The sequence below is a fragment of the Streptomyces hainanensis genome, from assembly GCF_004348415.1.
In the GTDB taxonomy this organism is placed as follows: domain Bacteria; phylum Actinomycetota; class Actinomycetes; order Streptomycetales; family Streptomycetaceae; genus Streptomyces; species Streptomyces hainanensis.
Window position 1 is genome coordinate 1 of sequence record NZ_SMKI01000039.1, and the last position, 26223, is coordinate 26223.

Here is a 26223-nt window from a genome sequence, read left to right on the forward strand (position 1 = left end):
GCCCGCACGCCCTGAGCGCGGCGGTCCCGAGACCGCCTCGGTCATGGATGTCTCGCCGTTCAAGCCTTCTCTCGTCAAAGCGGTGTTCAGGGACGTGACCCCGATGCACGTCTCCCGGGCGGCCGCCGTCCAGGGCTCCTCCATCACCTCGTACATCCGGCGACCGAAGAGGAACGCGGCGGCCGCGAACCCGGGGGCGGCGTAAAGCGGACGCAACAATTCCCCGGCACGTCCGTTACGCGTGGGACGTACGGTGCCGCTGCTCGACACTCGCCCGAAATCGGGTGAGAGGCGGGCGAGTTCCGCCCCCCAGGACGTAAGGCACCACGTGATGACATACCCCCGGCGTGTGAAACGCCTCGCGCTGGCGTTGGCGCTCGCCACCTGCGCCGGCACCGCCCTCTCCGTCCCCGCCGCCTCGGCGGCCCCGCGCGAGCCGGAGCCCGAGGTGGCGTCGGGCTCCTCATGGACCGTCACCCGCGTCGCGGGCGGCTTCGAGGTCACGCTGGAACTCGACCGGCCGGCACCGGTCGCCGCCGGCGCGCCCACCCTGGCCGTCGACGGCCGGGTCCTCGGGCCCGCCACCGAGTCCGCCGACGGGCGCTCGTTGACCCTGGTGACCACCGACCCGTCGGTGGTGGACGCCACCGAGGTGACGACCGACGCCTTCGGGGCCCCGGCGGCCGACACGGACGTGCGGACGCCGTCGACCGTCCCGGCCGGGGACCCGACCGTGCTGCCGGCCGACCCGTCCCGCCACGGCGACCACGAGGTGTTGGAGGCCGAGTACGACTTCGGCGACCAGGCCGTCCCGCTGCTCAACATCGGCGGCATCCGCGGCGAGATGACCGGGAAGATCTACCTCCCCGACGGCCGCGGCGAGGCCCCCGTCGTCGTCTTCCTGCACGGCCGCCACACCTCCTGCTACGGCTCGGGCGCCGCCAACCCGGCGCGCTGGCCCTGCCTGGCCTCGCCCGACAGCACCCAGCAGCGGCTCCCCATACCCAGCCACCTCGGCTACGAGGAACCCGCCCGCGCCCTCGCGAGCAACGGGTACGCCGTCATCTCGATATCCGCCAACGCGATCAACGCCAACGACAACCAGCTCTCCGCCGACCACGGCGCCCAGGCCAGGGGCCAACTCGTCCTCGACACCCTGCGGATGCTGGAGCAGGCCGACCGGGGCGAACGGGTCGTCTTCCACGACGCGTTCACCGACCGGGACGTCAGCCTCGACCAGGCGCTCACCGGCGACCTGCGGCCGGCCGACCTGGTCCGCCGGCTCGACCTGGACGACGTCGGGCTGATGGGCCACTCGCGCGGCGGCGAGGGCGTGGTCGCGGCCGCCACCCTCAACGACGCCCGGCCGGTGTCCCGGCAGTACGGGATCGACGCCGTGCTGCCGCTGGCCCCCGTCGCCTACGACCGGATCACGCTGCCCAACGCGGTGACGGCGACGATCCTGCCGTACTGCGACGGCGACGTGGAGAACCTGATGGGCCAGCACATCGTCGACGACTCGCGGCACGCCTTCGAGGACGACGTGCTGCGCTCCGCCGTGCTGGTGATGGGCGCCAACCACAACTACTTCAACACCGTCTGGACCCCGGGGCTCTTCCCGGCGGCCACCGCCGACGACTGGGCCTCCTTCGCGCCCGACAGCGACGACCCGACGTGCGACGCCTCGGCCGACGACACCACCCGGCTGACCCCGGCGCAGCAGCGGGCCGTCGGCGTCGCGTACCTGGCCGGCTTCTTCCGGCTGACGCTGGGCGGCGAGACCGAGTTCCAGCCGCTGTTCGACGGCTCCGACGTGGTCGCGCCGTCGACGGCGTCGTTCGCGTCCCTCACCGTCGCGGCGACCCAACCCGCCCGTTCCCGCACCGACCTCGCCACCTTCGAGGGGGCGAGCGACGCGGTGCGCGCCACCGGCGACGTCACCGCCGAGGTGTGCGCCAGCATGGGCGGCGCGGGCGGCGTCACCCTGCCGCAGCCGCGGCCGTTCTGCGCCACCACCGTCGACCAGGCTGCGCTGCCGCACTGGTCGCCGGCGCTGTGGGCGCCGAACGTGCCGGCCTCGCCGATGCTCCACATGACGTGGGACGCCACGGCGGGCGACGTCCGGGTGGCCGTGCCGCGCGGCCGGCGCGACATCGCCGACGACGAGCGGATCTCGGTGCGGATGGCGGCCGACGCGTCCGTCGCCACCGGCACCGACGTCGTGATCAGCGTCGTCGACGGCGACGGAAGGACCTGGTCAGCGCCCGTCTCGGAGCTCAACCCGGACGCGGTCGGCCGCCTGCCGGGCCGGGAGCACCCCTGGCTGCGCAAGATCATCCTCCAGCAGGTCACCATCCCGACCTCGTCCCTGACCGGCCTGGACCTCACCGACGTGCGCGAGGTGCGGTTCACCCCGGCCGTCGGCGCCGACGGCACGCCGTCCGGCGGCGTCTTCCTCTCCGACCTCTCCGTCGAGAACCCGGCGGTCGGCGGCCGGCGCCCCGCCCGGCAGGCCACCGTCGACATCGCCTCGACCCGCGTCGAGGAGGGCGCGGGCCCCGGCACGGCCCAGGTGGCGGCCGTGCTCTCGGAGCGGGTGCGGCACCCGGTGACGGCGTACGTCAGCGTCTTCGGCGCCGCCGAGGGCCGGGCCGGGGCCACCATGCGGCAGGTCACCTTCGCCCCCGGCCAGGTGTGTGTGCCCGTGGGGGTCCCCACCTACGGGGACACGCTGCCCGGCGCGACCGCGAGCACCTCGTTCAAGGTCTCGGCGACCAACGTCTCGGGCGCCGTGATGGGCGACGCCGGCTTCGGCACGCTGACGGTCCGCGAGGACGACGGCGTCACCGGCGGTACGCCGGCGCCCGAGGTCGGCGAACAGGGCGACGTCTGCGCCGAGTACACGGCGGCCACCGGGCGTCCCGGCGCGCTGCGGGTCACCGGCCAGGTGCGCGCCGGCTCGACCGTCGAGGTCGGCGCGCGGGGCTACCGCGCGGGCGAGAGCGTGGAGTTCACGCTGGGCGCCACGTCCCTCGGCCGGGCCGTCGCGGACCGCCGCGGCGCGGTGTCGTTCGAGGCGCCGGTGCCGGCCGACGCCCCGACGGGCCGCGCCACCCTCACCGCGACCGGCGCCGGCTCGGGACGCACGACGGAGGCCGAGGTGCGGATCAGGCGGTGATTCCCGGCGTGAAGGCCGGCCCGGCCCTCCCGGCCCTCCCGGCCGGCCCGGCTCTCAGGGCTTGAAGGCGACGCCGGCCAGCAGGCTCACCTCGGCGTCCGTCAGGGTCTGCCGCGCCGGCGCGGGCAGCCGCGAGCTGACCTCGTACGGGCGCCAGCGGTGGGCGACTTCGATGCCGGGCTCGACCAGGTCGAGCCCGGCGAAGAAGCGCGCCACCTCGGCCCGGCCGCGCACCTGTGCCGGCGTGCCGCTGGCCCGGTAGATCTCCACGGCCTTCTCCGTCGCCACCGGGTCGTAGTCGGGCGTGGCGTGGCTCACCGTCAGCGCCGAGCCGGCCGGCATGGCGTCGAGCAGCGTCCTGACCACGCCGAACGGGTCCCGGTCGTCCGGCATGAAGTGCAGCACCGCGCAGGCGCTGAGCGCCACCGGCCGGGTCAGGTCCAGGGTCTCCGCCAGCTCGGGGGCGGACAGGATCGACTCCGGGTCGGTGGCGTCCGCCCGCAGATAGGCGGTGCGGCCCTCCGGCGAACTGTCCAGCAGGGCTTGGGCGTGGGCCAGCACCAGCGGGTCGTTGTCGACGTACACCACCCGCGACTCGGGCGCGACGCTCTGCGCGACCTCGTGCAGGTTGGGCGAGGTCGGGATGCCGGTGCCGATGTCGAGGAACTGCCGGATGCCGGCCTCCGCGAGCATCCGGATCGCCCGGTGCATGAACGACCGGTTCTCCCTGGCGAGCGTGATGATCCCGGGATAGACCGTCAACGCCTGGATGGCGGCTCGGCGATCGGGCTCGTAGTTGTCCTTGCCGCCCAGGAAGAAGTCGTACATCCGCGCGGAGTGCGGCTGACCGAGGCGAAGGTCCTCGACCCCGACCTCCGGCATGGCGCCGCTACCCGGTTGATTGCCGTCCATGACTCCCCTGTGACTCCCTTGCGTCCCGGCGCTCCCAACCGTCCCATGGTAACGGCGCGCGGCCGGTGCTGCCGCGCCCAACTGCCTTGCCATCCAGGCGAGTTCGAAGATCACGAGTCGGCGATCGCGAGTCGGCGATCGCGAGTCGGCGATCGCGAGTCGGAGATCGCGAGTCGAGGATCACGCGGTCGTCCGGTCGGCCGCGGGGGCGGGCGCTTCGCCCGGGCGGCCCTCCGTCAGTTCGAGCCGGGGCAGGGCGCGGTCGAGCCAGCGGGGCAGCCACCAGTTGTGGCGGCCCGACAGCCGCATCAGCGCGGGCACGAGGACGACGCGGACGAGGGTGGCGTCGAGGAGCACGGCGACGGAGAGCGCGAACCCCAGCTGCTTGATCTCCGAGACCTCCGTCAGCATGAACGCCGCGAAGACCACGACCATGATCGCGGCCGCGGCCGTGATCACCTTCGCCGTGTGCGCGACGCCCGCGACGACGGCACGGGTGTTGTCCCGGCCGCGCCCCCACTCCTCCTTGATCCGGGAGATCAGGAACACCTCGTAGTCCATGGAGAGCCCGAAGAGCACCACGAAGGTGAGCAGCGGCAGGTAGACCTGGACGAAGCCGGTCCCCTCGGCGCCGAACAGCGAGGCGCCGTGCCCCTCCTGGAACACCAGCGTCAGCAGCCCGAACGCCGCCCCCACCGAGAGCAGGTTCATCGCGATCGCGCCGAGCGGCAGCAGCAGGCTGCGGAAGGCGAGGAGCAGCAGGAGGAAGGAGAGGCCCGACACGATCAGCAGGACGAGCGGGGTGGCGCGCGCCACCTCGTCCGCGACGTCCACGATCTGCCCGCTCAACCCGCCCACCCGCGCGGAGAGTCCTGGCACCTCGCCGAGGGACTCGGGGGCCGCGGTGTCCCTGATCCAGCGGACGAGGTCGAGGGAAGGCTGGCTGTCGGCGGGGGAGCGGGACATGACCAGCAGGGCGGTCGCGGAGGCGTCCCGGCTCAGCAGCCGGGCCAGCGCGCCGTCGGTGTCGGCCGCCCGCGCGGCCCGCAGGGTGGCCGCGTCCGCCCGCCCGCCGTCCTCGGTGAGCACGTCGCCGAGCGAGACGACCTCCGACACCTCGGGGTGGTCGAGCAGCCGGTCGGTGAACCGCCCGAGGGCCGCGAGTTCCGCGTCGCCGAGTTCGCCCTCGGAGGTGCGGACGACGATGCCCAGCGGCGTCGCGGCGCCGGGGGCGAACTTCTCGTCCACCAGTTGGTAGCCCCGGCCGGCCGGGGTGTCGGAGACCGCGGCGGCGCCCACGTCGAAGCCCAGCCGCAGCTGGCCGACCGGGACGACGGCGAGCAGCAGCACCGCGCTCGTCACGCCGCCGACGAGGACCGGCCGGCGCATGACCACGCCCGTCCAGCGCGCCCACCGGGAGCGGGCGACGTCCGCCGGGCCCGCGGAGCGCCGCCGGCCGGGTATCGCGAGCCGGTCGACGCGGGTGCCCAACAGGCCCAGCACCGCCGGCAGCAGGGTGAGGCCGATCAGGAGCATCGCGGCGACGGCCACCATCACGCCGAGGGCCATCGTGCGGAACACCGGCGCCCGCACCACCATGAGCCCGGCGACGGAGATGATCACCGTGCATCCGGAGAAGAGCACCGCCTTGCCGGCGGTGGCCATGGTGGCGCCGACCGAGCCCTCGACGTCCCCGCCGCGGGCCGCGAGCTCCTCGCGCTGCCGGCTGACGGCGAACAGGCAGTAGTCGATGCCGAGCGCGAGGCCGAGCATGGTCACGGTCGCCTGGACGAAGGCGTCGAAGCCGACCAGGCCGCTGAGGGCGCCCAGCACGCCGAACGCGGTGAGGACCGCCGCCATGCCGAGGAGCAGCGGCAGTCCGGCCGCCACCAGCGTGCCGAAGGCGAGGACCAGCACGATCAGGGCGATGGGCAGGCCGACGGACTCCGCCCGCGCGATGTCCTCGTCCTGCCGCTCCACGACCGCCGCGTTGAGCGCGCTCGACCCCGTGAGGTCGGCGCGCACCGGTCCCTGGGCGGTCGCCGCGTCGAGGACCTCCTGGAGCGAGGGCGCGGCCTCCTGCCGGGCCCGCTCGTCGCCCGCGAGTCCCACGGGTGCCAGCACCGTGCGGCCGTCGCGCGCGAAGAGGACGTCGTCACCCGACGCGTACGGGTTCTCGACCTCGACCACGCCCGCCTGTTCGGACAGCGTGCCGAGGACGTCGGCGACCGCCTGACGGTACGCCGCGGAGTCCGACCGCAGCTCCGCGGAGTCGAAGACCACCAGCGCGTCCTCCGTGACGGGCGTGTCGAACTCCTCGGCGAGCAGGGCCGCCACGTGGGCCGACTCGGAGCCCGTCACCTCCAACGACGAGCCCGTCAGCCCCTCGGTGAACCTCGGCACGAGGAGCGCGGCTCCGACCAGGACCACCACCCAGACCCCCACGACCCGCCACCCGTGCCGCGCGCACCACGCGCCCCACCGGTGGAGCACCGGCCGATCGACTTCCCGGGTCCCGCTCGGTTCCATGTCCGCCTCCCTCTCGACAACTCGACCGACTGGTCGGTCTAGCGCAATCTAACAGTGGACCGACCGGACGGTCTACGCTGGGGCCGGCGGGAAGTCGGCCGACACGGGCCACGGATCCAGGAGTGCATCGTGGGTGCCACGGAGAAGCAGCGGGCCGGCGGTCCTGCGGAGGAGCGCAACGCGGAGCGGCAGCGGGCCCGGCGCGCGCAGATCCTGGACGCCGCCACCTCCGTCTTCGCCGAACTCGGCTACCACGGGGCCCGGATGGACGACATCGTCCGGGCGTCCGAGCTGAGCAAGGGCGCCATCTACTGGTACTTCAAGAGCAAGGAGGAGATCGCCGTCGAGCTGGTTCGGCAGCGTCTCCAGGAGGGCGAGGAGTCGCTCACCGACGTGCGGGGCGCCGACGTGGATCCGGTCGCGGTGCTCGGCGCCATGACCGACGACTTCGCGCGCCGCCTCACGGAGGAGCCGGAGCGGGCCCCGCTGGAACTCGAACTCTTCTCACTCGGGCAACGCATCCCCGAGATCAAGCGGCACTTCGCCGCGTACCACGAGACCTACGTCCTGCTCCTCGGCGACCTGCTCCGCGCCGCCGCCGCGGGGAACGCCACGGAGGAGCAGATCAGGGCCGCCGCACTGGCACTGGCCGCGATGGTCGACGGATGGGTGCTGCACAAGGCCCTCGACGCGACACCCGCGCAGGGCGAGGCGGATCTCGGCCGGGCGGTGCGGGCCCTGGTGGACGGGCTGCGGGCTCCGACGGGTTGAGCCGCTGACGGTGTGGCCCGTCAGGGCACGCGGCGGCGGCCGCGGATGAGGGTGTCGGCGGTGAGCGCCAGCAGCAGGACGAGGCCGGTGACGACGTAGCGGGTGGCGGTGTCCAGGTTCAGCAGGGTGAGGCCGCTGGAGATCGACGTGATGACGAGGACGCCGACCAGCGCCGACCAGGCGCTGCCCCGCCCGCCGAAGAGGCTCGTGCCGCCGATCACGGCCGCGGCGATGGCGGTCAGGAAGGTCTCCGTGCCGCCCGTGCCCTGGTTCGCGGCGGCCAGCCGCCCCGCCGCGAGGACGCCGCCAAGCGCGGCCAGCGTCGAGCAGGCGACGAAGCAGGAGATCGTCGTGCGCCGCACCGCGACCCCGGCCAGCAGCGCCGCCCTGGGGTCGCCGCCCACCGCGCGCACCGCCCGGCCCCAACGGGTGCGGCGCAGCAGCACGTCGACCACGACGACCAGCGCCACGAGCAGCACCACCGGGTAGCCGACGCCGCGCTCGGTGCCGAGGTAGGCGACGACCGCGCAGAGCAGCGTGGTCAGCGCGGCGACGCGGAGCACGAGCCGGCCCATGGAGATCCGCGGCAGCCCGGCCCGCACCCGCCGGGCGCGCTCCACGAGCTGCACCACGGTGACCACGGTGACCGCGGCGGCCACCAGGCCCCAGGCCGCGAGCGGGGAGAGGAAGCTCTCCTGGGCGAACCGCACCAGCGACGACTCGAAGGGCAGGTTGATCGACCCCTGCGGGCCGAGCACCCTCAGCTGCACGCCGGCGAGGACGAGCAGCCCGGCGAGCGTCAGCACGAAGCTCGGCAGGCCGAGCCGGGTGGCGAGCAGCCCGTAGCCGAGGCCGACGACGACGCCCACCGTGAGCGCCAGCAGGATGCCCAGCACGATCGGCCAGTCCGCCAGGACGGTGGTGACCCCCACGACGGCCGCCGCGAGCCCGCTGACCGAGCCGACCGACAGATCGATCTGCCCGACCAGCAGCACCAGGACGACGCCGAGGGCGATCACGCCGGTGGGCACGGACTGCAGGGTCAGGTTGACGAGGTTCTCGGCCGAGAGGAACGCCGGCTCGATGAGCCCGAACACGCCCCAGAGCAGCACCAGGGCGCCGATCACCGGCACCAGGCCGAGCTCGCGGTCGGGGATGTGGCGGAGCAGGCGCGGCCAGGGGTCCTCGCGCGCGAGGACGGCGACGAGCGCGCGCTGCGACGGCGGTGCGGTGGCTGGGGTCATCGGGGCTTCCTGCCGCTGGGGCGGCTCACCCCGGTCATCGCGGCGAGGAGATCCTCGTACCCGACGCTGGCGGCGTCAAGTTCGCCGTCGATCCTGCCGAGGCGCAGCACGGCGAACCGGTCGGCGACGGCCTGGAGGTCGGCGGCCTGGTGGCTGATGAGGACGACGGCGTGCCCGCGTTCCCGCAGCCGCTCGACGAGGTTCAGCACCTCGGCGGTCTGCCGGACGCCGAGCGCGGCGGTCGGCTCGTCGAGGACGACGACCCGGGGCGAGCCCAGCAGCGCGCGGGCCACGGCGACGACCTGCCGCTGCCCGCCGGACAGGGCCCGCACCGGCAGCCGGACCGACGGGACGTTGGTGGCGAGCTGGCCGAGCAGGTCCCAGGCCCGCCGCTCCATCTCGATCTCGTCCAGGAAGCCGCCGCGGGTGGGCTCGTGGCCGAGGAACAGGTTCTCGACGACGTCCAGGTTGTCGCAGAGGGCCAGCTCCTGGAAGACCGCGGCGATCCCGAGGCCGCGGGCCACGGCGGGGGAGTCGAGCACCACGGGCGCGCCGTCGAGCAGCACCCGGCCGGCGTCGGGCCGGTAGACGCCGGCGATCACGCCGGCCAGCGTCGACTTGCCGGCGGCGTTGTCGCCGACGACGGCCAGCACCTCGTGCTGGTGGATGTCGAGGTCCACGTCGATCAGGGCGCGCACCCCGCCGAAGTTCTTCGAGACGCCCCGCAGCGACAGCACCGGCCCGTCGCTCACGACGTCTCCCCGTCCGCTTCCCCGGACAGCCCGGCGGCGGCGCACGCCGCCGCGTAGTACTGGGTGCAGATCTCCTCCACCGTGTGCACCCCGCCGTCGACCAGCACGCGCTCCACGTCGTCGACGCCGACCGCCCGGGGCGCGAGGAGGAGGCTCGGCACCCCGTCGATCGTCGCGGTGGTGCGGGGCGACTCGCCGCGCAGGACGCGCACGGCCAGCTCGGCGGCCGTCCTGGCCTGCTCGGTGGTCGCCTTGAAGACCGTCATGTACTGGTCGCCGGAGATGATGCGCTGGGCCGCGGCCAGCTCGCCGTCCTGCCCGGTGACGGGCGGCACCGGGTCGAAGCCGGCGGCCTTCATCGCGGCGACGGCGCCGCCCGCGATGCCGTCGTTGGCGGCGTAGACGCCGTCGATCCGGTCGCCGAACCTGGTCACCTGGCTCTCCACCCAGTCGGTGGCCTCGTCCGGGCTCCAGTCGGGGGTGTCGTACTCGGCGAGCACCTCGATGTCCTCTCCTTCGAGGGCACGGTCGACGCCGGCGGCGAGCGCGGCGGAGTTCGGGTCCGTGCCCGAGCCGCGCACGAGGAGCACCCCGGGGGGACGGCCGTCCGCGCGCGGACCGCTCGCCCTCGCGGCCTCCTCGACGGCGGTCACCAGCGAGGTCCCCTGGAGGTATCCGATGAGCTCGCTGTCGAACGAGACGTAGTAGTCGACGCCGCCACCGGCGATGAACCGATCGTAGGCGATGACGGGGACACCGTGCCGGTCGGCCTCCCGGACGATGCTGACGGCGGCCATCGTGTCGACGGCGTCAAGCACGAGGACGTCGGCCCCCCTGGCCAGCATCGACTCCGCCTGCTGCTGCTGGATCGCCGCGTCCTGGTCGGCGTTGGCGTAGTACACCTCGCAGCCGGGGCAGCGCTGCTCCACGACGCCGACGAACGTGGGCCGGTCGGTGGTCTCGTAGCGCGCCGTCTTCACCTCGGGCAGCAGCAGCCCGATCGCGCCCTCCGACGGGGCGCCCGAGGCGCCCGGCGCGCACCCGGCCGCCGCGAGCAGCAGCGCCGCGACGCACCCCGCGAGGGCCCGCCGGCCGACCGCTGCTCGCCGGATCACGGGATCACCCCCAGCGCGCCGCTGACCCGGGCCGTGTCGAGGGCGACGGCCAGCGCGCCGCGGACCTCGGCCGCCGCGCCGAGCCCGGAGGCCACGACCCGGGCCGGGCCCGCGGTGCTCGGCATGGTGCGCTGCTCCACGACGGTGCGCATCGGGCCCAGCAGGATCTCGCCGGCGTCCGCGAGTTGGCCGCCGACCACCACGATCTCCGGGTCGACGAGGTTGCAGAGGTTGGCGGCGGCCACGCCCAGGTGCTGCCCGGCGTCGGAGAGTACGCGGCGGCAGCCGGGGTCGCCGTCCTCGGCGCGGAGGATCACGTCCCGCAGCGTGAGGTGTCCGTGGCTGGCGGTGAGCATTCCGAGCAGGGCCGGGGCGCCGACGAACGTCTCCAGGCAACCGCGGTTGCCGCAGCGGCAGATCGGGCCGTTCTCGTCGATCGTCACGTGCCCGATCTCGCCCGCGCCGCCGGAACGGCCGTGCACCAGCTGCCCACCCATGACCAGGCCGCCGCCGACCCCGTGGGAGACCCGCAGGTAGGCGACGTTCTCGTGGCCGACGGCGGCACCGAGCCTGGTCTCGGCGAGCGCCCCGAGGTTGGCGTCGTTGTCGACGGCCACCGGCACGGCCAGTTCCCGCCCGATCACCTCGGACACGGATATCCCGTCCCAGCCGCGCAGCATCCCGACCGTCGTGATGCTGCCGGTGGCGCGGTCGACCGGCGCGGGGAGGCAGACGCCCACCGCGAGCAGCTCCTCGGGCCCGGCGTCGAGGGACTCCAACATCTCCACGACGAGCAGCGCCGCGCGGCGCAGCCCGGCGTCGGCGCGGTGGTCGGGCGCCAGCGGCATCCGCTGGTCGGCGAGCAGCTGCATCGCGGCGTCGGCGAGCGCGACCCGCATGGACCGGCTGCCGAAGTGGACCCCGGCCACCAGGCCGAGGCCCCGGGCGAGGGTGACCTGGAGCGCGCGCCGCCCGCTGCGGGTGGACGGGGAGGTGTGCAGCACACCGCTCGCCGCGAGCTCCTTGACGATGTTGGAGACGGTGGCCGGTGACAGCCCTGTGACACCGGCCAGTTCTATCTGCGTGAGCGAGCCGTGCCGCTGAACGGCGCTCACGATCCGGGCTCGGTTGGCCTCACGTAGTGAAGTCTGCGAGCCGGGAGTCACCCGGTCAGTGCGCACGACGGGCAGCCTACCGTCCGTACCCCGCCCGGGGCAGGGGGCACAGCCCCTTGCGTACACGAACCAATCGCAAATAACGACTGAACGCATCTTTGGATTTACTTCTTGACTTCAAGGAGGGCTGGGCCTTTGATGACCGCAGACACCCTGGTACGGCAATGAAGGCGTAGGGATTACTGATGCGTGTCACTCACAAGACCGGCTCGATGGTGGCCGGTGTCGCCGTCGCCGCCCTGACGCTCGGGGCGTGCAGCGGTTCCAGCAACGACAGCGGCGGCGACTCGAGCGGCGGCGGCGCCGGCGAGCAGGTCGAGGTCTTCACCTGGTGGGCCGCCGGCTCCGAGAAGGCCGGCCTCGACGCCCTGGTGAACGTGTTCGAGGAACAGCACCCCGACATCGAGTTCGTCAACGGGGCCGTCGCCGGCGGCGCCGGCTCGGCCGCCAAGGACCTCCTCCAGTCCCGACTCCAGGCCAACGACCCGCCGGACACCTTCCAGGCGCACGCCGGCATGGAACTGCTCGACTACATCAACGCCGCGCAGCTGCAGGACGTCTCGCCGCTGTACGACGAGTTCAACCTGCGCGAGGCCTTCCCGGCCGACCTGATGGACCTGCTCACCCACGACGGGCAGATCTACTCGATACCCTCCAACGTCCACCGGGCGAACGTGCTGTGGGCCAACTCCGGCGTGCTGGAGGAGAACGGTATCGACCCCAACGCGACCTACGCCTCGCTCGACGACTGGTTCGCCGACCTGGACGCCCTCCAGGAGGCCGGCGTCACCCCGCTGTCGGTGGCCACCGCCTGGACCCAGGTGCACCTGCTGGAGACGATCCTCCTCGCCGACCTGGGCGCCGACGCCTACAACGGCCTGTGGGACGGCTCGACCGACTGGGAGGGTGCCGACGTCAGCGCCGCCCTCGAGGACTTCGAGCAGGCCATGAGCTACACCAACACCGACCGCGACGGCCTGGACTGGCCCGAGGCCACCCAGATGGTCATCGACGGCAACGCGGCCTTCAACGTGATGGGCGACTGGGCCGTCGCCGCCTTCGAGGAGCAGGGCCAGGAACTGGGCACCGACTTCACCGCGAACCCGGTCCCCGGCACCGACGGCGTCTTCGACTTCCTCGCCGACTCCTTCACCCTGCCCGTCGGCGCCCCCGACGAGGAGGGCGCCAGGGCCTGGCTGGAGACGGTCTCCTCCGCCGAGGGCCAGACCGCGTTCAACGTGGCGAAGGGCTCCATCCCGGCCCGCGTCGACGCCGACCCGGCCGACTTCTCCGCGTACCAGCAGACGGCCATGGAGTCCTACGGCCAGGACACCATCGTCCCCTCCCTGGCGCACGGTGCCGCCGTCCCGGTGGCCGAGCTGAACGCCATCACGGACGCCACCAGCAGGTTCACCTCCGGCGCCGCCGACCTCTCGACGTTCCAGTCGGAGCTCGCCGCCGCGGTGGCCGCCAGCTGATCTCCAGCGCCGACCCGGGATCACGTCACGGTGCGCCGCCGGCCCTTCCCCGCCGACGGCGCGCCGTGACGCCCCAAGGGAGAGACACGAGACACCGATGACACACACCCTGAAACGCGTCGGGCCGCCGCTGCTGCTGCTCGCCCCCTCGCTGATCCTCGTGGGCGTCTTCGTCTACGGGCTCATCGCCGTGAACTTCGGGACGTCGACGACCGACATCCACACCGCCGCCCAGACCACGGGCCAGGAGCCGTCGAACACCGTCTGGTTCGACAACTACCTCGACCTCCTCGGCAACGACGCGTTCCAGCACTCGCTGCGGAACCTGCTGCTCTACACCGCGGTCTTCCTGTGCGGCACCCTGGTCATGGGCTTCCTGTGGGCCTGGCTGCTGGAACGGCCGATCAGGGGCGAGGGGATCTTCCGCTCCATCTACCTGTTCCCGATGGCGGTGTCCTTCGTCGCCTCCGGCGTGGTCTGGCGCTGGCTCCTCAACTCCGGCCAGGACGAATCGGCCACGGGCCTCAACCGGCTCTTCCAGATGACCGGCCTCGACTTCCTCCAGAACAACTGGTGGAACAACGTCGACTACGGCATCACCGCCATCGCGATCCCCGCCATCTGGCAACTCTCCGGCTACGTCATGGCGTTGTTCCTCGCCGGCTTCCGCGGCATCCCCGACGAGCTGCGCGAGGCGGCCCGGATGGACGGCGCCACCACCTGGCAGCTCTACCGGCACGTGCTGTTCCCGCAGCTCTCCCCGGTCGCCCTGTCGGCGCTGATCATCATCGGCCACATGTCGCTGAAGTCCTTCGACCTGATCATGTCCATCTCGAAGCCGGCGAACTACCAGACGAAGGTCCCCGCGGTGGACATGTACGTCTTCAAGTCCAGCTTCGACTACGCCAACGCGGCCGCCATCGGCTCGATCCTGCTGGTCCTCGTGGCCGTCGTGGTCGTGCCCTACCTCGTCCGCACCAACCGCAGGGAGCGGTAATGGCCACGCTCTCGACCACCACCTCGCCGACCACGGCGCGCCCCGCGACGCCCTCGCCGCGCCCCAAGCGCCCCGGCGGCTTCACCCTGGCCCGCACCCTGCGGTACGCCGCGCTCCTCTTCTTCCTCCTCATCGTCCTGATCCCGGTCTACGTGCTGCTGGTGACCAGCTTCAAGGGCCCCGGCGACGCGTCGCCGGCCCGCGCCTGGAGCCTGCCGTCGACCTGGACCCTCGACAACTGGCGCACGGCCGCCGACACGTTGACCCCGGCGATCTGGCGCACCCTCCAGATGGTGATCCCGTCGGCGATCATCGCGGCGCTGCTCGGCTCGATCAACGGCTTCGTGCTCTCCCGCTGGTCCTTCCGCGGCGCCAACATCGTGTTCACGCTCATCCTGTTCGGGATGTTCATCCCGTACCAGGCGGTGATCATCCCGCTCAACGAACTGGTCCTCGACCTGGACCTGCCGAGCGGCGTGCCGACGCTGATCCTGCTCCACGTGGTGTTCGGCATCCCGATCACGACGCTGATCTTCCGCAACTACTACCAGACCGTCCCGCACGAACTGGTCGAGGCCGCCCGCATCGACGGCGCCGGCATGCTGCGGACCTACTGGTCCGTCATCCTGCCGATCTCGATCCCCAGCTTCGTGGTCGTGCTGATCTGGCAGTTCACCTCGGCCTGGAACGACTTCCTGTTCGCGGTGTTCTTCTCCTCCAGCCAGAACGGCCCGGTGACGCTGGCGCTGAACAACCTGGCCAACGGCGCCCTCCTCCAGGACTACGGCGTCTCCATGGCCGGCGCGCTCTTCGCCTCCCTCCCGACGCTGCTCGTCTACATCGTCCTCGGCCGCTACTTCGTCGGCGGCCTGATGTCGGGGTCTGTCAAGAGCTGACCCACCGCCTCGGCCGCCGCCGTTGCTCGACGGCGGCGGCCGCGCGCTTCGCGGCTACAGCAGGTGGTCGGCCTTGCCGGCCTTGATGTCGGTGATGAGGGTGCGGAGTGCGTCGGCGGTGTCGGTGAGGTAGCGCTCCTCCTGGCCGTTGACGGCTATGTACGCGTTGCCGTCGGCGTCGGTGCCGAGTCGGAAGCAGGAGTTGCCCTCGCCGCAGAAGGGCGCTTCCCAGGTGATGTCGGACATCGGATCCATCCTCACAGTCGGTCCGCGATCTCGCGGATGAACTCACGGGAGCTGTCCGGAGGCAGGGTCAGCCGCTCCAACCACTCGAACTGCTCCCGGTATTTGGCGAGCTGACCATCGGTGTGCAGGAACGCGGGCCCGTGCATGCTGTCGACTTGAACGGTATCGAGTGGGGGAACGGCCCCCTCGGCGTAGAGCGCGTTCTGGCCGGCTCCGGGGAAGGCGCCCCGCTCGAACGGCAGCACCAGCACGGTCACGTTGTCCCGCTCCGCCATCTCCACCAGGTGGTTCAACTGAGCGCGAGTGATCTCGGTTCCGCCGAAGCGCATGCGGAGCGCCGCCTCGTGAATGATGGCGACGTACGGCGTCGCGCCGTCCCTCGTGATCACCTGCTGTCGCTCCGAGCGGTGCGCCAACCTGAGTGCCACCTCGTGCTCGGGAAGGCGCGGGACGACGACACGGAAGACGGCGGTGGCATGCTCCGAAGTCTGAAGCAGGCCCGGGATGTGCACGGTGTTCGCGACCCGCATCCGCACCGTTGACGACTCCAACTCGGCGATGTCCAGCATTCCCTGCGGAAGGCTTCCGCGATACCGCTCCCACCATCCGGTCCGGACGTCGGCCATGGCCACGAGGGCTTCCACGTACTCGGCGTCCCCGCACAGATAGTGGGTGGCCAGCTTGCGCACGCGTTCCGCGTTGATGGTGCGGGTGCCGGACTCCATGTTGGCGATGCGCGTCCGGTCCATGCCCAGTAGCCCGGCCGCGTAGTCGGTGGTGATGTCAGCGGCCAGACGGAGCTTGCGCAGCTCGGCTCCGAGGCGCTTCTGCCGTTCGGTCGGCGTGCGTCGTGTTGACATGCGGTTCCCTCCGCTGCTCTGTATCTCGCCCACTCGTTGGGGGGTAATTGCCGCTGGGTGGCAGGCAATTGGCGCACTCTAGGCTAGCTTGGAGTCATGCGTAAGTCACACTCGGCAACCGTCGGAGCGCGCCGCGCGGGTATGCCCGCTGCGGCCCACGCATCGACAAACTCTCGTCACCGCATCGGAGTTCGCCATGCCTGACATCCCCCTCGTGCCCGCCCTCTGGCGGTTCCCCGCGCACCCGGCCTCCGTCCGTGAGGCCCGGCACGCCGTCGCCCAGGCGCTGCCGCAGGATCTGCGGCGCTGTCTCGCGGACGACCTCGGCCTGTTGACGTCCGAGCTGGTCACCAACGCCATCCGTCACGGCACCAGCCAGCGGGACGAGCGCGTCGAACTCGTGCTGTGGCCGGCCGACGGCCACTACTGGCTCGCCGTCTCCGACCCCGGCACGGCCACCGGACACCGCGCGGCCAGGGAGGCGGACGGTGAATCGGGCCGGGGCCTGCTGCTCGTCGACCGGCTCGCCGCGGCCTGGGCCGTCCTGCCTCGTGACCTCCGGGGCACGTCCGTCGTCGCGGGGCTTCCCCTGCGAGAATGAACGGGAGTTGGACGAGTGCGGTCGGGGGATGCGCTGTGCAGTCGGTGTTCGCGAACATCGCGATCGGTCTGGTGACCAGCCTGCTCGGCGGTGGGTTCGTCTGGCTGTGGGAGCGGGCCAAACGACGTCGGGCCGTGAACCGGAGGGCGGCCTTCTTCGGGGTGCGACCGGAGGAGACCTGTCTCGTCGTGTTGGGCGGCCAGCACGACGTGCCCGGCAGCCCGCACTACCGGGACGTCCGGGCCGTCGTCGAGCTGGCGCTGCTGGCTGGCGAGTTGGGTTGCCAGGTGTCGGTTGAGTCGGGTGACTTCCGGGGGAGCAACGGCGCCCGCACCGAGTTCTGTGTCGGAGGCCCACTAGCGGACGTCAACGTCCGGTCCACCGGTCACGTCGCCGCGTACCTGCCGGGGGTCACGTTCCACCCCTACGACGTCGGCCGGCGGGACTCGGTGGCCATCGAGGCCGGGGGAGAAAAGTACCTGTTCGACCGTGGCAGCCAGGAGTACGCCATGGTCGCGAAGTTCACCCCCGCCGGTTCCAGCCGTCCCGTCTTCCTGGTGTGCGGCCAGACCTCGATGACCAACCTGGCCGCCATCCACTTCCTACGACGCGAGTACGCGGCGGTCGCCAGGAGGCTGGCGTCGACCGAACGCTTCTGCGTGCTGATCAGGGTCTCCGACATCGCGACCTACGAGCACCACCGGGCGGAGCTCGCGAAGGACGTGTCGACGACCGCCTTCGCGCGAGCGTGAGGATGACGCCGTCCGCGCCGACCGCCGGCGCCGGGCCCGGCGGGCGGTACCGTGCGGGCGTGGTGGATCGACGGCTCGGGGACGGAGAGAAGACACGGTGACGGCAAACCCCCACGAGGACGACGCGCCCGTCATCAGGTGCGACGAGCCCGGTAGCTTCGCCCGGGACGTGCTGGCCACCCGGCACCCGGCCCTTATCCGCCAGGTCCGTGACGCCCACCCGCACACCCCCGACCAACACCGCGCGCTGGACGCGCTGTTGGCAGAGACCAGGGACAGTGTCCTCCGCCCCCTGCCGGCCGACGCCCACGACCACGCCGCCTGGGCGGGGTGGGGGATGGCCGACCATGTCGGCCGCTCCTGGTTCGACGCGCCGTTCCTGTGGGCCGAGAGCTACTTCTACCGCCGACTCCTCGGCGCCGTGGACCACTTCGCCCCCGGCCCCTGGCAGGGCCTCGACCCGTTCGCCCCGGTCAAGCGGGCCGAACTGCATGGCACGGCCGTCGACGAGGAGCTTCGGGCCATGGACGCCCTGCCCGACCTGTCGCGGGAGGAAGAGGCGGCCACGTTGGTCCAGGCCGCCGTGTGGGGGAACCGCGCCGACCTCGGGTTCCTCGCCACCGGCGCGGATCCCGCCCAGGCCACCGGGGACCTCGTCGCCGACGACTCCGACGCGCTCTGGGCCGCCCTCGACACCGAGACCCCAGGCACCGTGGCCGTGATCGCCGACAACGCGGGCCGCGAACTGATCCCGGACCTCGTCCTCATCGACCACCTGCTGCGCCACGGCCATGCCCGCACGGTGGTCCTCCACCTCAAGCCCCAGCCGTACTACGTCTCCGACGCCACCCCAGCCGACCTGGTCGACGCGCTGCGCCGCCTCAGCGGCGCCCCGGGCCACGCCGGCGAGATCGGCGGGCGGCTCTGGCAGGCCGTGGCGACCGGGAGCCTCCGCCCGTCGGTGCACCCTTTCTTCTGCGCCCCGCTGCCCTACGCCGCCATGCCGGACGACCTCCGCCGGGAACTGGCCACGGCCACCCTCACGATCCTGAAGGGCGACCTGAACTACCGCCGCCTGGTGGGCGACCGCCTGTACCGGCCCACCGCCTCCTTCGACCGGCTGACGGGCTACTTCCCCACTCCGGTGGCCGCGCTCCGCACGCTGAAGTCCGACGTCGTCGCGGGCCTCACCGCCGCCCGCGCCGCCGCACTCGACGCCACGGGGGACCGCTGGCGCACCAGCGGCACCCACGCCCTGATCCAGGTGCGGCGCTGACGGGGACCACGGTGAGGCTTCCGCCGCGACGTCATCGCACGTCGGCGGTGGCGAGCTTCACGAAGTGCTCCAGGGCCTCTCGCGCCTGGCCGCCCAGCGTGCTGAGCTCCGTCTGGTCGGACGCCTTGTGCGTGGCGCTCGTCAGTTCGTACGCCTGTCGGGCGGCATCGATGAGCGGTTGGCCGCTCGCGATGAGCTGCACGCGGAACAGCACGTGGAGGGCGACCCCGCGAAGGCGGTAGGCCTCGATGCGGGCCTCGTGGTGGGAGGACCCTTCCGGGTCCTCGTACCTGCGGTGCCAGCGGTCCTGCTGGCCTCGCCGGAGCTCGGTCACCGCGCCAGCGAAGTCGCTGTAGACGGCCATGCGTTCGGAGCGGAGCTGCTGCTGGGTCGCGAACGCCTGGTCGCGCGCGGCCGCCTGACGCTGGGACCGTTGGGTCAGGGCGACGCCGAGCAGCGTTCCGAGGACCGCGATGAGGGCTGAGAGAACACCGGCCACGGCAGCAGGACATCACAGGTTCGGCCGGGAGCCCAGCCAACCGCCGTCAGGAGCCATGACCGGGGGCGGCGCGGCGCGGCCGTCGACCGATGTACGACCCGTTCCCAGGGGGTGGAAAGCCCGCTGCCGATCCCTGGGCGCTTTCGCTCCGGCCGTAGGAGGCCCGGAACACCGGTGCAGGCCGCTTGGGTTCGGGCTGCCATTCACCGCGCTGGTGCGCGACACCATCGAGGAGACGTGGCGCGAGGCCGAGAAGAAGTTCCAATGGATGGCTGGTTTCGAATCCGCCGGGCACGCGGCCTATTCAGGCACCGGTGCGTGACGATGCGGTACATCAAGCTCGGGAAGGGGGTTTGGCCGCGGAGTTCCGGCAGCCACGCAACGCGCTGAACGTAGGACTCCTGGAGCGCGTACTCGGCCTCCGCCTGCTCGCCGAGTGGCTGGCAGGCCGGCCACAGTGGCGCCGGACCGTGACGGCGCTTCCACCCCGATGCTGCCGCCGACCCGAGCGGCTAACGGCGGCCTCGGCCGGTTCGCCGAGGCCGCCGCGGCATAGCGACGCGGGCGAGGTGCGCGACCGGCTCGCCGCGAACCTCGCCGGCCCGCGTGAACGCGCGGCCGTCGAGCTCAGGCGGCCGTGGCGATCACCGGACGCTCGTCCGGCCGGTGCACGGACAGCAGGGTGGCGCCCCGCTCGTCCTCCGGGGAGCGGACGGCGACGAAGACCTGCCGTCCGTCCTGGGCGACCGCGGCGGCGGTGAACCGGGCCTCGGGTCGTGCCGACGCCACGCGCTCCCCGTCGCCGGTCGCGACGTCGACGACCAGCAGCTCGCCGCCGACCTCGCCGTCCTGGTCGTCGGCGAGCACGGCCCACAGGCTGCCCCGCGCGTCGAACTGGAGGTCCCGCACCGCCGGTTGGGCAGCCGGAGGCCGGTCGACCGGTGCCTCCGCCCGCAGCCCCTGCCCGGACAGCCACGCGCCCGACCAGCGGAAGCCGGTCGCGGCCGGGTCGCCGCCGTCCTCGCGCAGCCGGAGCACGTTGCCCGGCGGGGTGGCGACCACCGCGCCGGTGGCTCGGGAACGGGCCGGGCCGACCGCCGCGCACCCGGCCGGCGCGCTCCGGGCGTCGAGGACGCACAGCAGCTCGCCCCGGCGGGCGTCGGCCGCGATCCGCCCCGGGGTCGGCAGCGGGGTGGCGCCCACGGCGTCCGCCGCGAGCCGGGTGCGCAGCAGCACGTCCGCCTGGTCCCGCCAGCCGTTGGACGAGGTGAGCGGACCCCGGCCGTGGGTCAGGGGCAGCCACCGACCCCGGCCGTCGTCGCCCAGCCGAGCCACGTGCAGCACCCCGTCGTCCAGCGGTTCCCCGGCCGCGCCGCGGCTGACGAACTTGTAGAGGTACTCGCCGTGTTCGCCGTCCCCGGTGTAGACGACCGCCCGGCCGCGCGACTCCGCCACGGCGAGCCCCGAGTGCCGCATGCGGCCCAGCGCGGTGCGCTTCACCGGGGCGCCGCGCCGCCCGCCGTCCGCGACCGCGTGTTCCAGCACCCAGCCGAAGCGATGGGGGAGCCGGTCGTCGAGGCCGACGTCGAACCGCGCGTCGAGCGCGCTCCAGTCGGCGGACCCGGCGGACCCGGCGGACCCGGCGGACCGGGCGGACCCGACGGCCTGGACGCCGTACCGCCACTGGGCCTCGTTGCCGCGCCAACCGGCCTGCCGGCTACCGAAGTTGGCCGCACCACCCTCCTCGGCGCAGAGCAGGGTGCCCCAGGAGGTGGCGGCCAACGCGCCGTTGTCGAGCGTCCCGGCGGGGGCGGCGACCGCCCCGACCCGCGGGTCCTCGTCGCGCAGCGGTCCGGAGAACACGGCGGGCGTCGCCCGCGCCACGCCGGCGCCGGCCGCGTCCACCACCGGCGAACCGCCGCCCGGCGGCGGCACCGTGACGAAGCTGACGGCCGGGCCCGACAGGTGAGCGGCGAGTTCCTCGGCCGACGCCACCGCGGCCGAACCATGGCTGGCGGCCAGCAGCGCCCCGCCGCCCGACGCGGCGAGGCAGGCCAGGCCACCAGTGCCGGTGGCCGTGGTGCCGAGCGCCTGTGCCGTGTAGCCCCGGGCGACCGACAGCAGGCCGTCGGGGACGCCGGTGCCCGGCCGGCCGGCCTCGCGAACGAGGGCCGCCGCCGGTGAGGCGCAGAGCATTCCGGCGACGACCGAGCCACCCGCGGCCACGGCTGTGCGTCGCGATATGAGCGTCACGAGACCTCCCCTTGTCAAAGGCCATCAGCAGGCCGGGAATTCATTATGTGCGCGTTCCGGCGGCGTCCCTCTTCCTGCTCTCTCGCCGCTCTCTCCTTCGGCTCTTCCGGCGGGTGAGAGTGGAATGAGAGTGGCGGAACAGCGAAAGGCCGGAGAATTTCGACGCAGGAATTCCGAGAACGAGACCAGGGGGTTGGCGTGGCAGCCTACGAACCGGAGGACCCGCCGTTCGAGTTGGTGAAGCGGGCGGACTGGGGAGCCGTCGTCGAGTACCCACATCCGCCGGGGAGTTGGAATCCCAAGAACGGCGGGATCATTCTCCACTGCCTCTCCCAGGACCGCGTCTCGCCCGAGTCCCACAGCAACTGCTTCGCCCGGGTCAGGGAACTCCAGGTGGCCCACATGGTGGCGCCAGGACCCGAGGGGGTGCCCGCCGAACCCGACATCGCGCACAGCTATCTGGTCTGCCAGCACGGCACCGTCTTCGAGGGGCGCGGCGTCCTGCGTCGGCCCTTCGCCAACGACACGATCAGCGGCGGCAACATGCGGTACTACGCGGTGTGCGCGCTGATCGGCGTCCAGGACACCCCGTCGGATGGGGTGCTCGCGTCCCTCGACGCGCTCGACCAGTACCTCGGCGACCTGGCAGGCAACTACGCGGCGGGGCTGGAGATCCTGCCCTACGACGCCGAGTCCGGCAGCCCCGGCGACGGGATCCGGGCGGCCCTGCGGAGCGGCGGCGTGGGCGGCCGCCCACGGCCCACCCAGCCGGTCCCCAAGCCCAAGCCGATCACCGTCGTCTCGCGTGCCGGCTGGGGCGCCGCGGAGCCGAGGGACCCGATCGGCACCGTCTCCACGAGCAGCAGGACCGGTTTTCTCGTCCACTACAGCGCGGGTTCCGCCTCGCAGACTCCCAGGCAACTTCAGAACGGCATGATGAACAGGGGGCTCTCCGACGTCGGTTACAACTTCCTCGTGGACGTCGAGGGCGTCGTCTACGAGGGCCGCGGCTGGCATGGTCTCGGTGCCCACGCCTCGGGCTTCAACACCGCCTACGTCGGTATCTGCGTGATCGGCTTCAACGACGACATGAACAACGGTTCCGGAGGGCTCAAGCGGCCGATCGCGGACGCGTTGCTCTCCATGTACCACAAGGCCAACGACATCATGGGCAAGGAGTTGACGGCCTCTTATCACGGCAGGGTCGAGTCCACCGAATGCCCGGGAGCCATCCTGCGGGCCTGGGTGAACGGCGGAATGCCCGGCACCGTGCGGGAGGTGGCCGACGGCTTCGGCGGTGGCCACGGCAGCATCGGCGGCGGAGGCGGAAACGGCACCTACCCGAACGTGATCTACCGGTCGGTCTCCAGCCAGCAGCGCGCCGTGAACGGGCTCGGCTACACGCCGCCGCTCGTCGTCGACGGCTCCTTCGGCCCGCTGACGGAGGCCGGCGTGAAGTGGCTGCAACGCCTGGTCGGCACCGACGCCGACGGGATCTGGGGCCCCAACACCGAGGCCGCCTACCTCGCCTACGTCGGTGGCTCCTCGCGCGGGGACACCTCGATCCGGTCGGTGGCCGGTCAGCAGCGCGCGGTCAACGGCCTCGGCTACACGCCGAAGTTGGACGTCGACGGCGTCTTCGGTCCGCTGACGGAGGCCGGCGTGAAGTGGCTCCAGCGCCGCGTCGGCACCGGGGACGACGGGATGTGGGGTCCCAACACCGAGGCCGCCTACCTCGCGCACATCGGCCAGTCGAACGACGTCGGCGCCGTCCGGTCGGTGGCCGGTCAGCAGCGCGCGGTCAACGGGCTCGGCTACACGCCGCAGCTCGTCGTCGACGGTGACTTCGGTTCGCTCACCGAGGCCGGGGTGCGCTGGCTCCAGCGGCTGGTCGGCGTCGCCGACGACGGGTTGTGGGGGCCGAACACCGAGACCGCCTACCTCCGCCACGTGGGCAACTCCGGTTCCGGCGGCCGCGGCACGACCGACGTCCGGCCCGTCAGCTACCAGCAGCGCGCCGTCAACACGCTCGGCCACCGGCCCCCGTTGGACGTCGACGGCGAGTTCGGCCCGCTCACCGACGCCGGGGTGCGCTGGCTCCAGCGGCTGGTCGGCGTCCCCGACGACGGGCTGTGGGGCCCCACCACCGAGCGCGCCCACCAGAGCTACCTGGACCACGGGGCCCGGCTCACGGTGGACGGCGAGTTCGGGCCCACCACCGTCCGGGCGACGCAGCGGGCGATCGGCGCCACGCCGGACGGTGACTGGGGAACGGCCTCCAAGCGCGCGCTCCAGCGGCACCTCAACGACGTCGACGACGCCGGACTCGTCGTGGACGGCGACTTCGGCCAGGCATCGGTGAAGGCCCTGCAGACCTATCTCAACCGGATCGTCGGCGCCGGGCTCACCGTGGACGGCGACTGGGGCGGCGCCACCACCTCAGCCCTCCAACGCGCGCTCAATCTGGCGAAGTTCTAGCGGGTTGCCCGGGGCCGAGAGGGCGAGGTCCTGACGCAGGATGGCCTGCTCGACCGCCACGGTGTCCCGGCCGGGATCCATGCCCAGCTGGTCACGGAGACGCTCTCGGGCCTGCCGCAGCACCCCGAGGGCGTCCCCCTGCCGCCCCGACCGGTACAGCGCGAGCGCCAGCGTGCGGTACAGGGACTCCCGCAGCGGGTGCAGCTCGACCAGCTCCCGCAGCTCCGCGTTGGCCGCATGGTGCCTGCCCCGCAGCACGTCGAGCCGCACACACTGCTCGTGGGCCAGCTCGCGCTCCTCCTCCAGGCGCCGCGCCGCCGCGGCGAGCGGGCCGTCCCCGAGACCGAGGAGCGCGGGCCCGCTCCAGCGGGCGAGCGCCGCGCGGAGGGCGGCCGCCGCCGGGTCGAGCCGGCCCGCGACGAGTTCGACGCGGGCCGTCCGCACGTCCTGGCGGAAGCGTGCCACGTCCGTGGTGAAGGCGCCCGCGGCGAGCAGGTACCCCGTACTCCGGCGGACGAGGATGCCGGCGGGCAGGTCGGTGGCCGACAGGTCCGCGGCGGCGAACGAGCCCCGAAGCCGCCACACCACCGTGTGCAGCTGAGCCGCGGCCGTGTGCGGCGGCCGTTCCCCCCAGACGCAGTCGACCAGCCGCTCCACGCCGACCGGCGCGCCCTCGGCCAGGGCCAGGGCCGCGAGAACCCGGGCGGCTCGCTGCCCGGGCGGCGGCACCCGCCGCCCCCGTACGACGATCTCCACCGGTCCCAGTAGACGGATCTCCAACACCGTTCACCCTCCCGTCAGCCAACCCGCCCCGGGACCGAGGACGTCGACAGACGTCGACACCCCGGAGCGGCCCTCCTCCTGACGGCCGCGCGTCGCGCTGGTGCGGTCGAGCGACGGACGACCCGCTCCAAGCAAGCCCGACGACCCTTTCACCGCGCTTTCATCCGGGCCGGTGTCCGTCGCCCGGGTCAGCAGACGCCGTCGGTCGGCTTGGGGTTGGCCAGGCCGAACAGGGGCCGGAGTCGGAGGCCGGCCCAGGTGCCGAGGAGGGCGGTGGCGCCCCAGATCCAGCCGTGGAGACTGCCCGAGGCGATGCCGGCGAGGTAGGCGCCGATGTTGCAGCCGCCGGCCAGGCGGGCGCCGACACCCATGAGGACGCCGCCGAGCACGGCGGCCACCGCGGTGCGCCACGGGACGTTGCGGTGCAGGGCCCAGGTGCCGCCCAGGGACGCGGCGACCGCGGCGCCGACCATGATGCCGATGTCGGTGAGGCTGTTCTTGTCGGCGAGGATCGGTCCGGCCAGCATGTCGGCGTTGTTCGGCTGCTGCCAGAAGGTCCAGCTCTCCGGCTGGACACCGACGACGCCCAGCAGCTTGCTGCCCCACAGCGCGAACGCGCTGGTCACGCCCCACGCGCCGCCGGAGACCAGCAGCACCCCGGCGCCCAGCAGGGCCAGCACCACGGCGCCGGCGGCCAGCGGCCACGAGCCGCGCAGCGCCCGCGCCGTCAGGCCGCCCCGCGCGGAGGGCACGGCGCCGGTCGGCGGCGGGGTGCGGCGGCGCTGGACGACCCGGGAGATCGCCACGATCACCGCGAGCGCGGCGATCGTCACCGCCCAGGAGCCGAACCAGCCGACGTGGTCGGAGAGCAGGTAGGGGTCGAGGGACGGCAGGTCGCTCCAGAGGTCGAACTGCCAGGCGGCGAGCGTCGAACCAGCGATGAAGCCGCCCAGGGTGAGCACGATCGACGACTGCCCCGAGCCGACCGCGAACAGCGTGCCGGACGCGCAGGCCCCGCCGAGCTGCATGCCGATCGCGAAGACGAACGCGCCGACCAGCAGGCTCACACCGAGCGGCCCGGCGGACGGCGAGGGCTGGGAGCCGAACAGGCCGGTGCCGGTGCCGATGATCAGGGCGAAGAGGGTGGCGGTCGTGCCGAGCAGCAGCGCGTGGGCGCGCAGCCCGCTGCCGTTGCCGACCGCGACGAGCTGCCGCCAGGCGGAGGTGAAGCCGAACCGGGAGTGGAAGAGGGCGAAGCCGAGGCCGAGCCCGAGCAGCAGCAGGACGCCCGGCTTGGCGCCGTGCGCGGCGAACACGTAGGCGCTGAGGCCGGCGCCGAGCAGCCCGGAGACGGCGAGCGGTATCCGCCGCACCGGTGGTGCCGGCGGCGCTTCGGGCGGCGGCGCGCTGGTGGGGGCGGGGGAGAGG

The 26223-nt window shown here is 73.0% G+C and carries 21 protein-coding genes and 1 pseudogene; 10 read left to right on the forward strand and 12 right to left on the reverse strand.

Features of this window, described 5'->3' with window-relative positions:
• Together E1283_RS38060 and E1283_RS05735 are read left to right on the forward strand one after the other, a co-directional pair.
• Positions 1-205 (forward strand): annotated as a pseudogene (locus E1283_RS38060) (hypothetical protein); the annotation flags it as partial.
• A gap of 144 nt (positions 206-349) precedes the next feature.
• Complete coding sequence (locus E1283_RS05735; protein ID WP_132816780.1) at positions 350-3178, forward strand: alpha/beta hydrolase; 2829 nt, start codon at positions 350-352, stop codon at positions 3176-3178.
• Between the two features lie 54 nt (positions 3179-3232).
• On the opposite strand, the gene E1283_RS05740 is transcribed toward E1283_RS05735, so the two are convergent.
• Positions 3233-4090 (reverse strand): SAM-dependent methyltransferase, encoded by an 858-nt coding sequence (locus tag E1283_RS05740; RefSeq protein WP_425086134.1) that lies wholly within the window; start codon positions 4088-4090, stop codon positions 3233-3235.
• 180 nt (positions 4091-4270) lie between these two features.
• Positions 4271-6535 carry an MMPL family transporter gene (locus E1283_RS05745; RefSeq protein ID WP_165956019.1) on the reverse strand — a complete coding sequence of 755 codons (2265 nt, stop codon included), beginning with the start codon at positions 6533-6535 and terminating at the stop codon, positions 4271-4273.
• Between the two features lie 213 nt (positions 6536-6748).
• Between E1283_RS05745 and E1283_RS05750 the strand changes: the two genes are divergently transcribed.
• Positions 6749-7390, forward strand: coding sequence for a TetR/AcrR family transcriptional regulator (locus tag E1283_RS05750; RefSeq protein WP_165956020.1), 642 nt, complete (start codon positions 6749-6751; stop codon positions 7388-7390).
• A gap of 20 nt (positions 7391-7410) precedes the next feature.
• Here E1283_RS05750 and E1283_RS05755 read toward each other — a convergent pair whose 3' ends face one another.
• From E1283_RS05755 to E1283_RS05770, 4 genes are read right to left on the reverse strand one after another with little or no spacing between them, the layout of a single operon-like run.
• Positions 7411-8634 carry a sugar ABC transporter permease gene (locus E1283_RS05755; RefSeq protein WP_132816783.1) on the reverse strand — a complete coding sequence of 408 codons (1224 nt, stop codon included), beginning with the start codon at positions 8632-8634 and terminating at the stop codon, positions 7411-7413.
• Positions 8631-9386 (reverse strand): ATP-binding cassette domain-containing protein, encoded by a 756-nt coding sequence (locus E1283_RS05760; RefSeq protein WP_207930307.1) that lies wholly within the window; start codon positions 9384-9386, stop codon positions 8631-8633. Before E1283_RS05760 ends, E1283_RS05755 begins: the two co-directional genes overlap by 4 nt.
• Positions 9383-10501 (reverse strand): substrate-binding domain-containing protein, encoded by a 1119-nt coding sequence (locus E1283_RS05765; protein WP_243744620.1) that lies wholly within the window; start codon positions 10499-10501, stop codon positions 9383-9385. The genes E1283_RS05760 and E1283_RS05765 overlap by 4 nt, the downstream gene beginning before the upstream one ends.
• Positions 10498-11616: an ROK family transcriptional regulator gene (locus tag E1283_RS05770; protein WP_207930308.1), complete on the reverse strand. Its 1119-nt coding sequence runs from the start codon at positions 11614-11616 to the stop codon at positions 10498-10500. Before E1283_RS05770 ends, E1283_RS05765 begins: the two co-directional genes overlap by 4 nt.
• Positions 11617-11861: 245 nt before the next feature.
• Here E1283_RS05770 and E1283_RS05775 point away from each other — a divergent pair, with 245 nt between their 5' ends.
• The 3 genes from E1283_RS05775 (at position 11862) to E1283_RS05785 (ending at position 15047) form a co-directional block, all read left to right on the forward strand.
• Complete coding sequence (locus E1283_RS05775) at positions 11862-13154, forward strand: ABC transporter substrate-binding protein (protein WP_132816785.1); 1293 nt, start codon at positions 11862-11864, stop codon at positions 13152-13154.
• Between the two features lie 97 nt (positions 13155-13251).
• Positions 13252-14151 (forward strand): carbohydrate ABC transporter permease, encoded by a 900-nt coding sequence (locus E1283_RS05780; RefSeq protein WP_132816786.1) that lies wholly within the window; start codon positions 13252-13254, stop codon positions 14149-14151.
• The gene (locus tag E1283_RS05785) at positions 14151-15047 is read left to right on the forward strand and encodes a carbohydrate ABC transporter permease (RefSeq protein ID WP_132816787.1); all 897 of its coding nucleotides are present in this window, start codon (positions 14151-14153) and stop codon (positions 15045-15047) included. The genes E1283_RS05780 and E1283_RS05785 overlap by 1 nt, the downstream gene beginning before the upstream one ends.
• Before the next feature lie 54 nt (positions 15048-15101).
• On the opposite strand, the gene E1283_RS05790 is transcribed toward E1283_RS05785, so the two are convergent.
• Both E1283_RS05790 and E1283_RS05795 read right to left on the reverse strand, forming a co-directional pair.
• Complete coding sequence (locus E1283_RS05790) at positions 15102-15293, reverse strand: hypothetical protein (RefSeq protein ID WP_132816788.1); 192 nt, start codon at positions 15291-15293, stop codon at positions 15102-15104.
• A gap of 11 nt (positions 15294-15304) precedes the next feature.
• A complete protein-coding gene (locus E1283_RS05795) occupies positions 15305-16153 on the reverse strand; it encodes a helix-turn-helix domain-containing protein (RefSeq protein WP_132816789.1) in 849 nt (282 codons plus the stop codon).
• A 196-nt stretch (positions 16154-16349) separates the two neighbouring features.
• Between E1283_RS05795 and E1283_RS05800 the strand changes: the two genes are divergently transcribed.
• The 3 genes from E1283_RS05800 (at position 16350) to E1283_RS05810 (ending at position 18782) form a co-directional block, all read left to right on the forward strand.
• Entirely contained in the window at positions 16350-16754 is a 405-nt protein-coding gene (locus E1283_RS05800; protein ID WP_132816790.1) for an ATP-binding protein, read from the forward strand.
• 35 nt (positions 16755-16789) lie between these two features.
• Positions 16790-17506, forward strand: a complete 717-nt coding sequence (locus E1283_RS05805; protein ID WP_207930309.1) for a hypothetical protein — start codon at positions 16790-16792, stop codon at positions 17504-17506.
• A 97-nt stretch (positions 17507-17603) separates the two neighbouring features.
• The gene (locus E1283_RS05810; RefSeq protein WP_132816791.1) at positions 17604-18782 is read left to right on the forward strand and encodes a damage-control phosphatase ARMT1 family protein; all 1179 of its coding nucleotides are present in this window, start codon (positions 17604-17606) and stop codon (positions 18780-18782) included.
• 31 nt (positions 18783-18813) lie between these two features.
• On the opposite strand, the gene E1283_RS05815 is transcribed toward E1283_RS05810, so the two are convergent.
• Together E1283_RS05815 and E1283_RS05820 are read right to left on the reverse strand one after the other, a co-directional pair.
• A complete protein-coding gene (locus E1283_RS05815) occupies positions 18814-19281 on the reverse strand; it encodes a hypothetical protein (protein WP_132816792.1) in 468 nt (155 codons plus the stop codon).
• 627 nt (positions 19282-19908) lie between these two features.
• Positions 19909-21534 carry a PhoX family protein gene (locus E1283_RS05820; protein ID WP_132816793.1) on the reverse strand — a complete coding sequence of 542 codons (1626 nt, stop codon included), beginning with the start codon at positions 21532-21534 and terminating at the stop codon, positions 19909-19911.
• Positions 21535-21732: 198 nt separating this feature from the next.
• On the opposite strand from E1283_RS05820, the gene E1283_RS05825 reads away from it, so the two are divergent.
• Positions 21733-24012, forward strand: a complete 2280-nt coding sequence (locus tag E1283_RS05825) for a peptidoglycan-binding domain-containing protein (protein ID WP_132816794.1) — start codon at positions 21733-21735, stop codon at positions 24010-24012.
• Here the strand turns inward: E1283_RS05825 and E1283_RS05830 are convergent.
• Together E1283_RS05830 and E1283_RS05835 are read right to left on the reverse strand one after the other, a co-directional pair.
• A complete protein-coding gene (locus E1283_RS05830) occupies positions 23974-24768 on the reverse strand; it encodes an AfsR/SARP family transcriptional regulator (protein WP_165956021.1) in 795 nt (264 codons plus the stop codon). The two genes, E1283_RS05825 and E1283_RS05830, sit on opposite strands and share 39 nt — an antisense overlap.
• A gap of 215 nt (positions 24769-24983) precedes the next feature.
• Positions 24984-26223, reverse strand: a 1240-nt coding sequence (locus tag E1283_RS05835) for a YeeE/YedE family protein (protein ID WP_243744621.1), incomplete at its 5' end; no start/stop codon positions are given.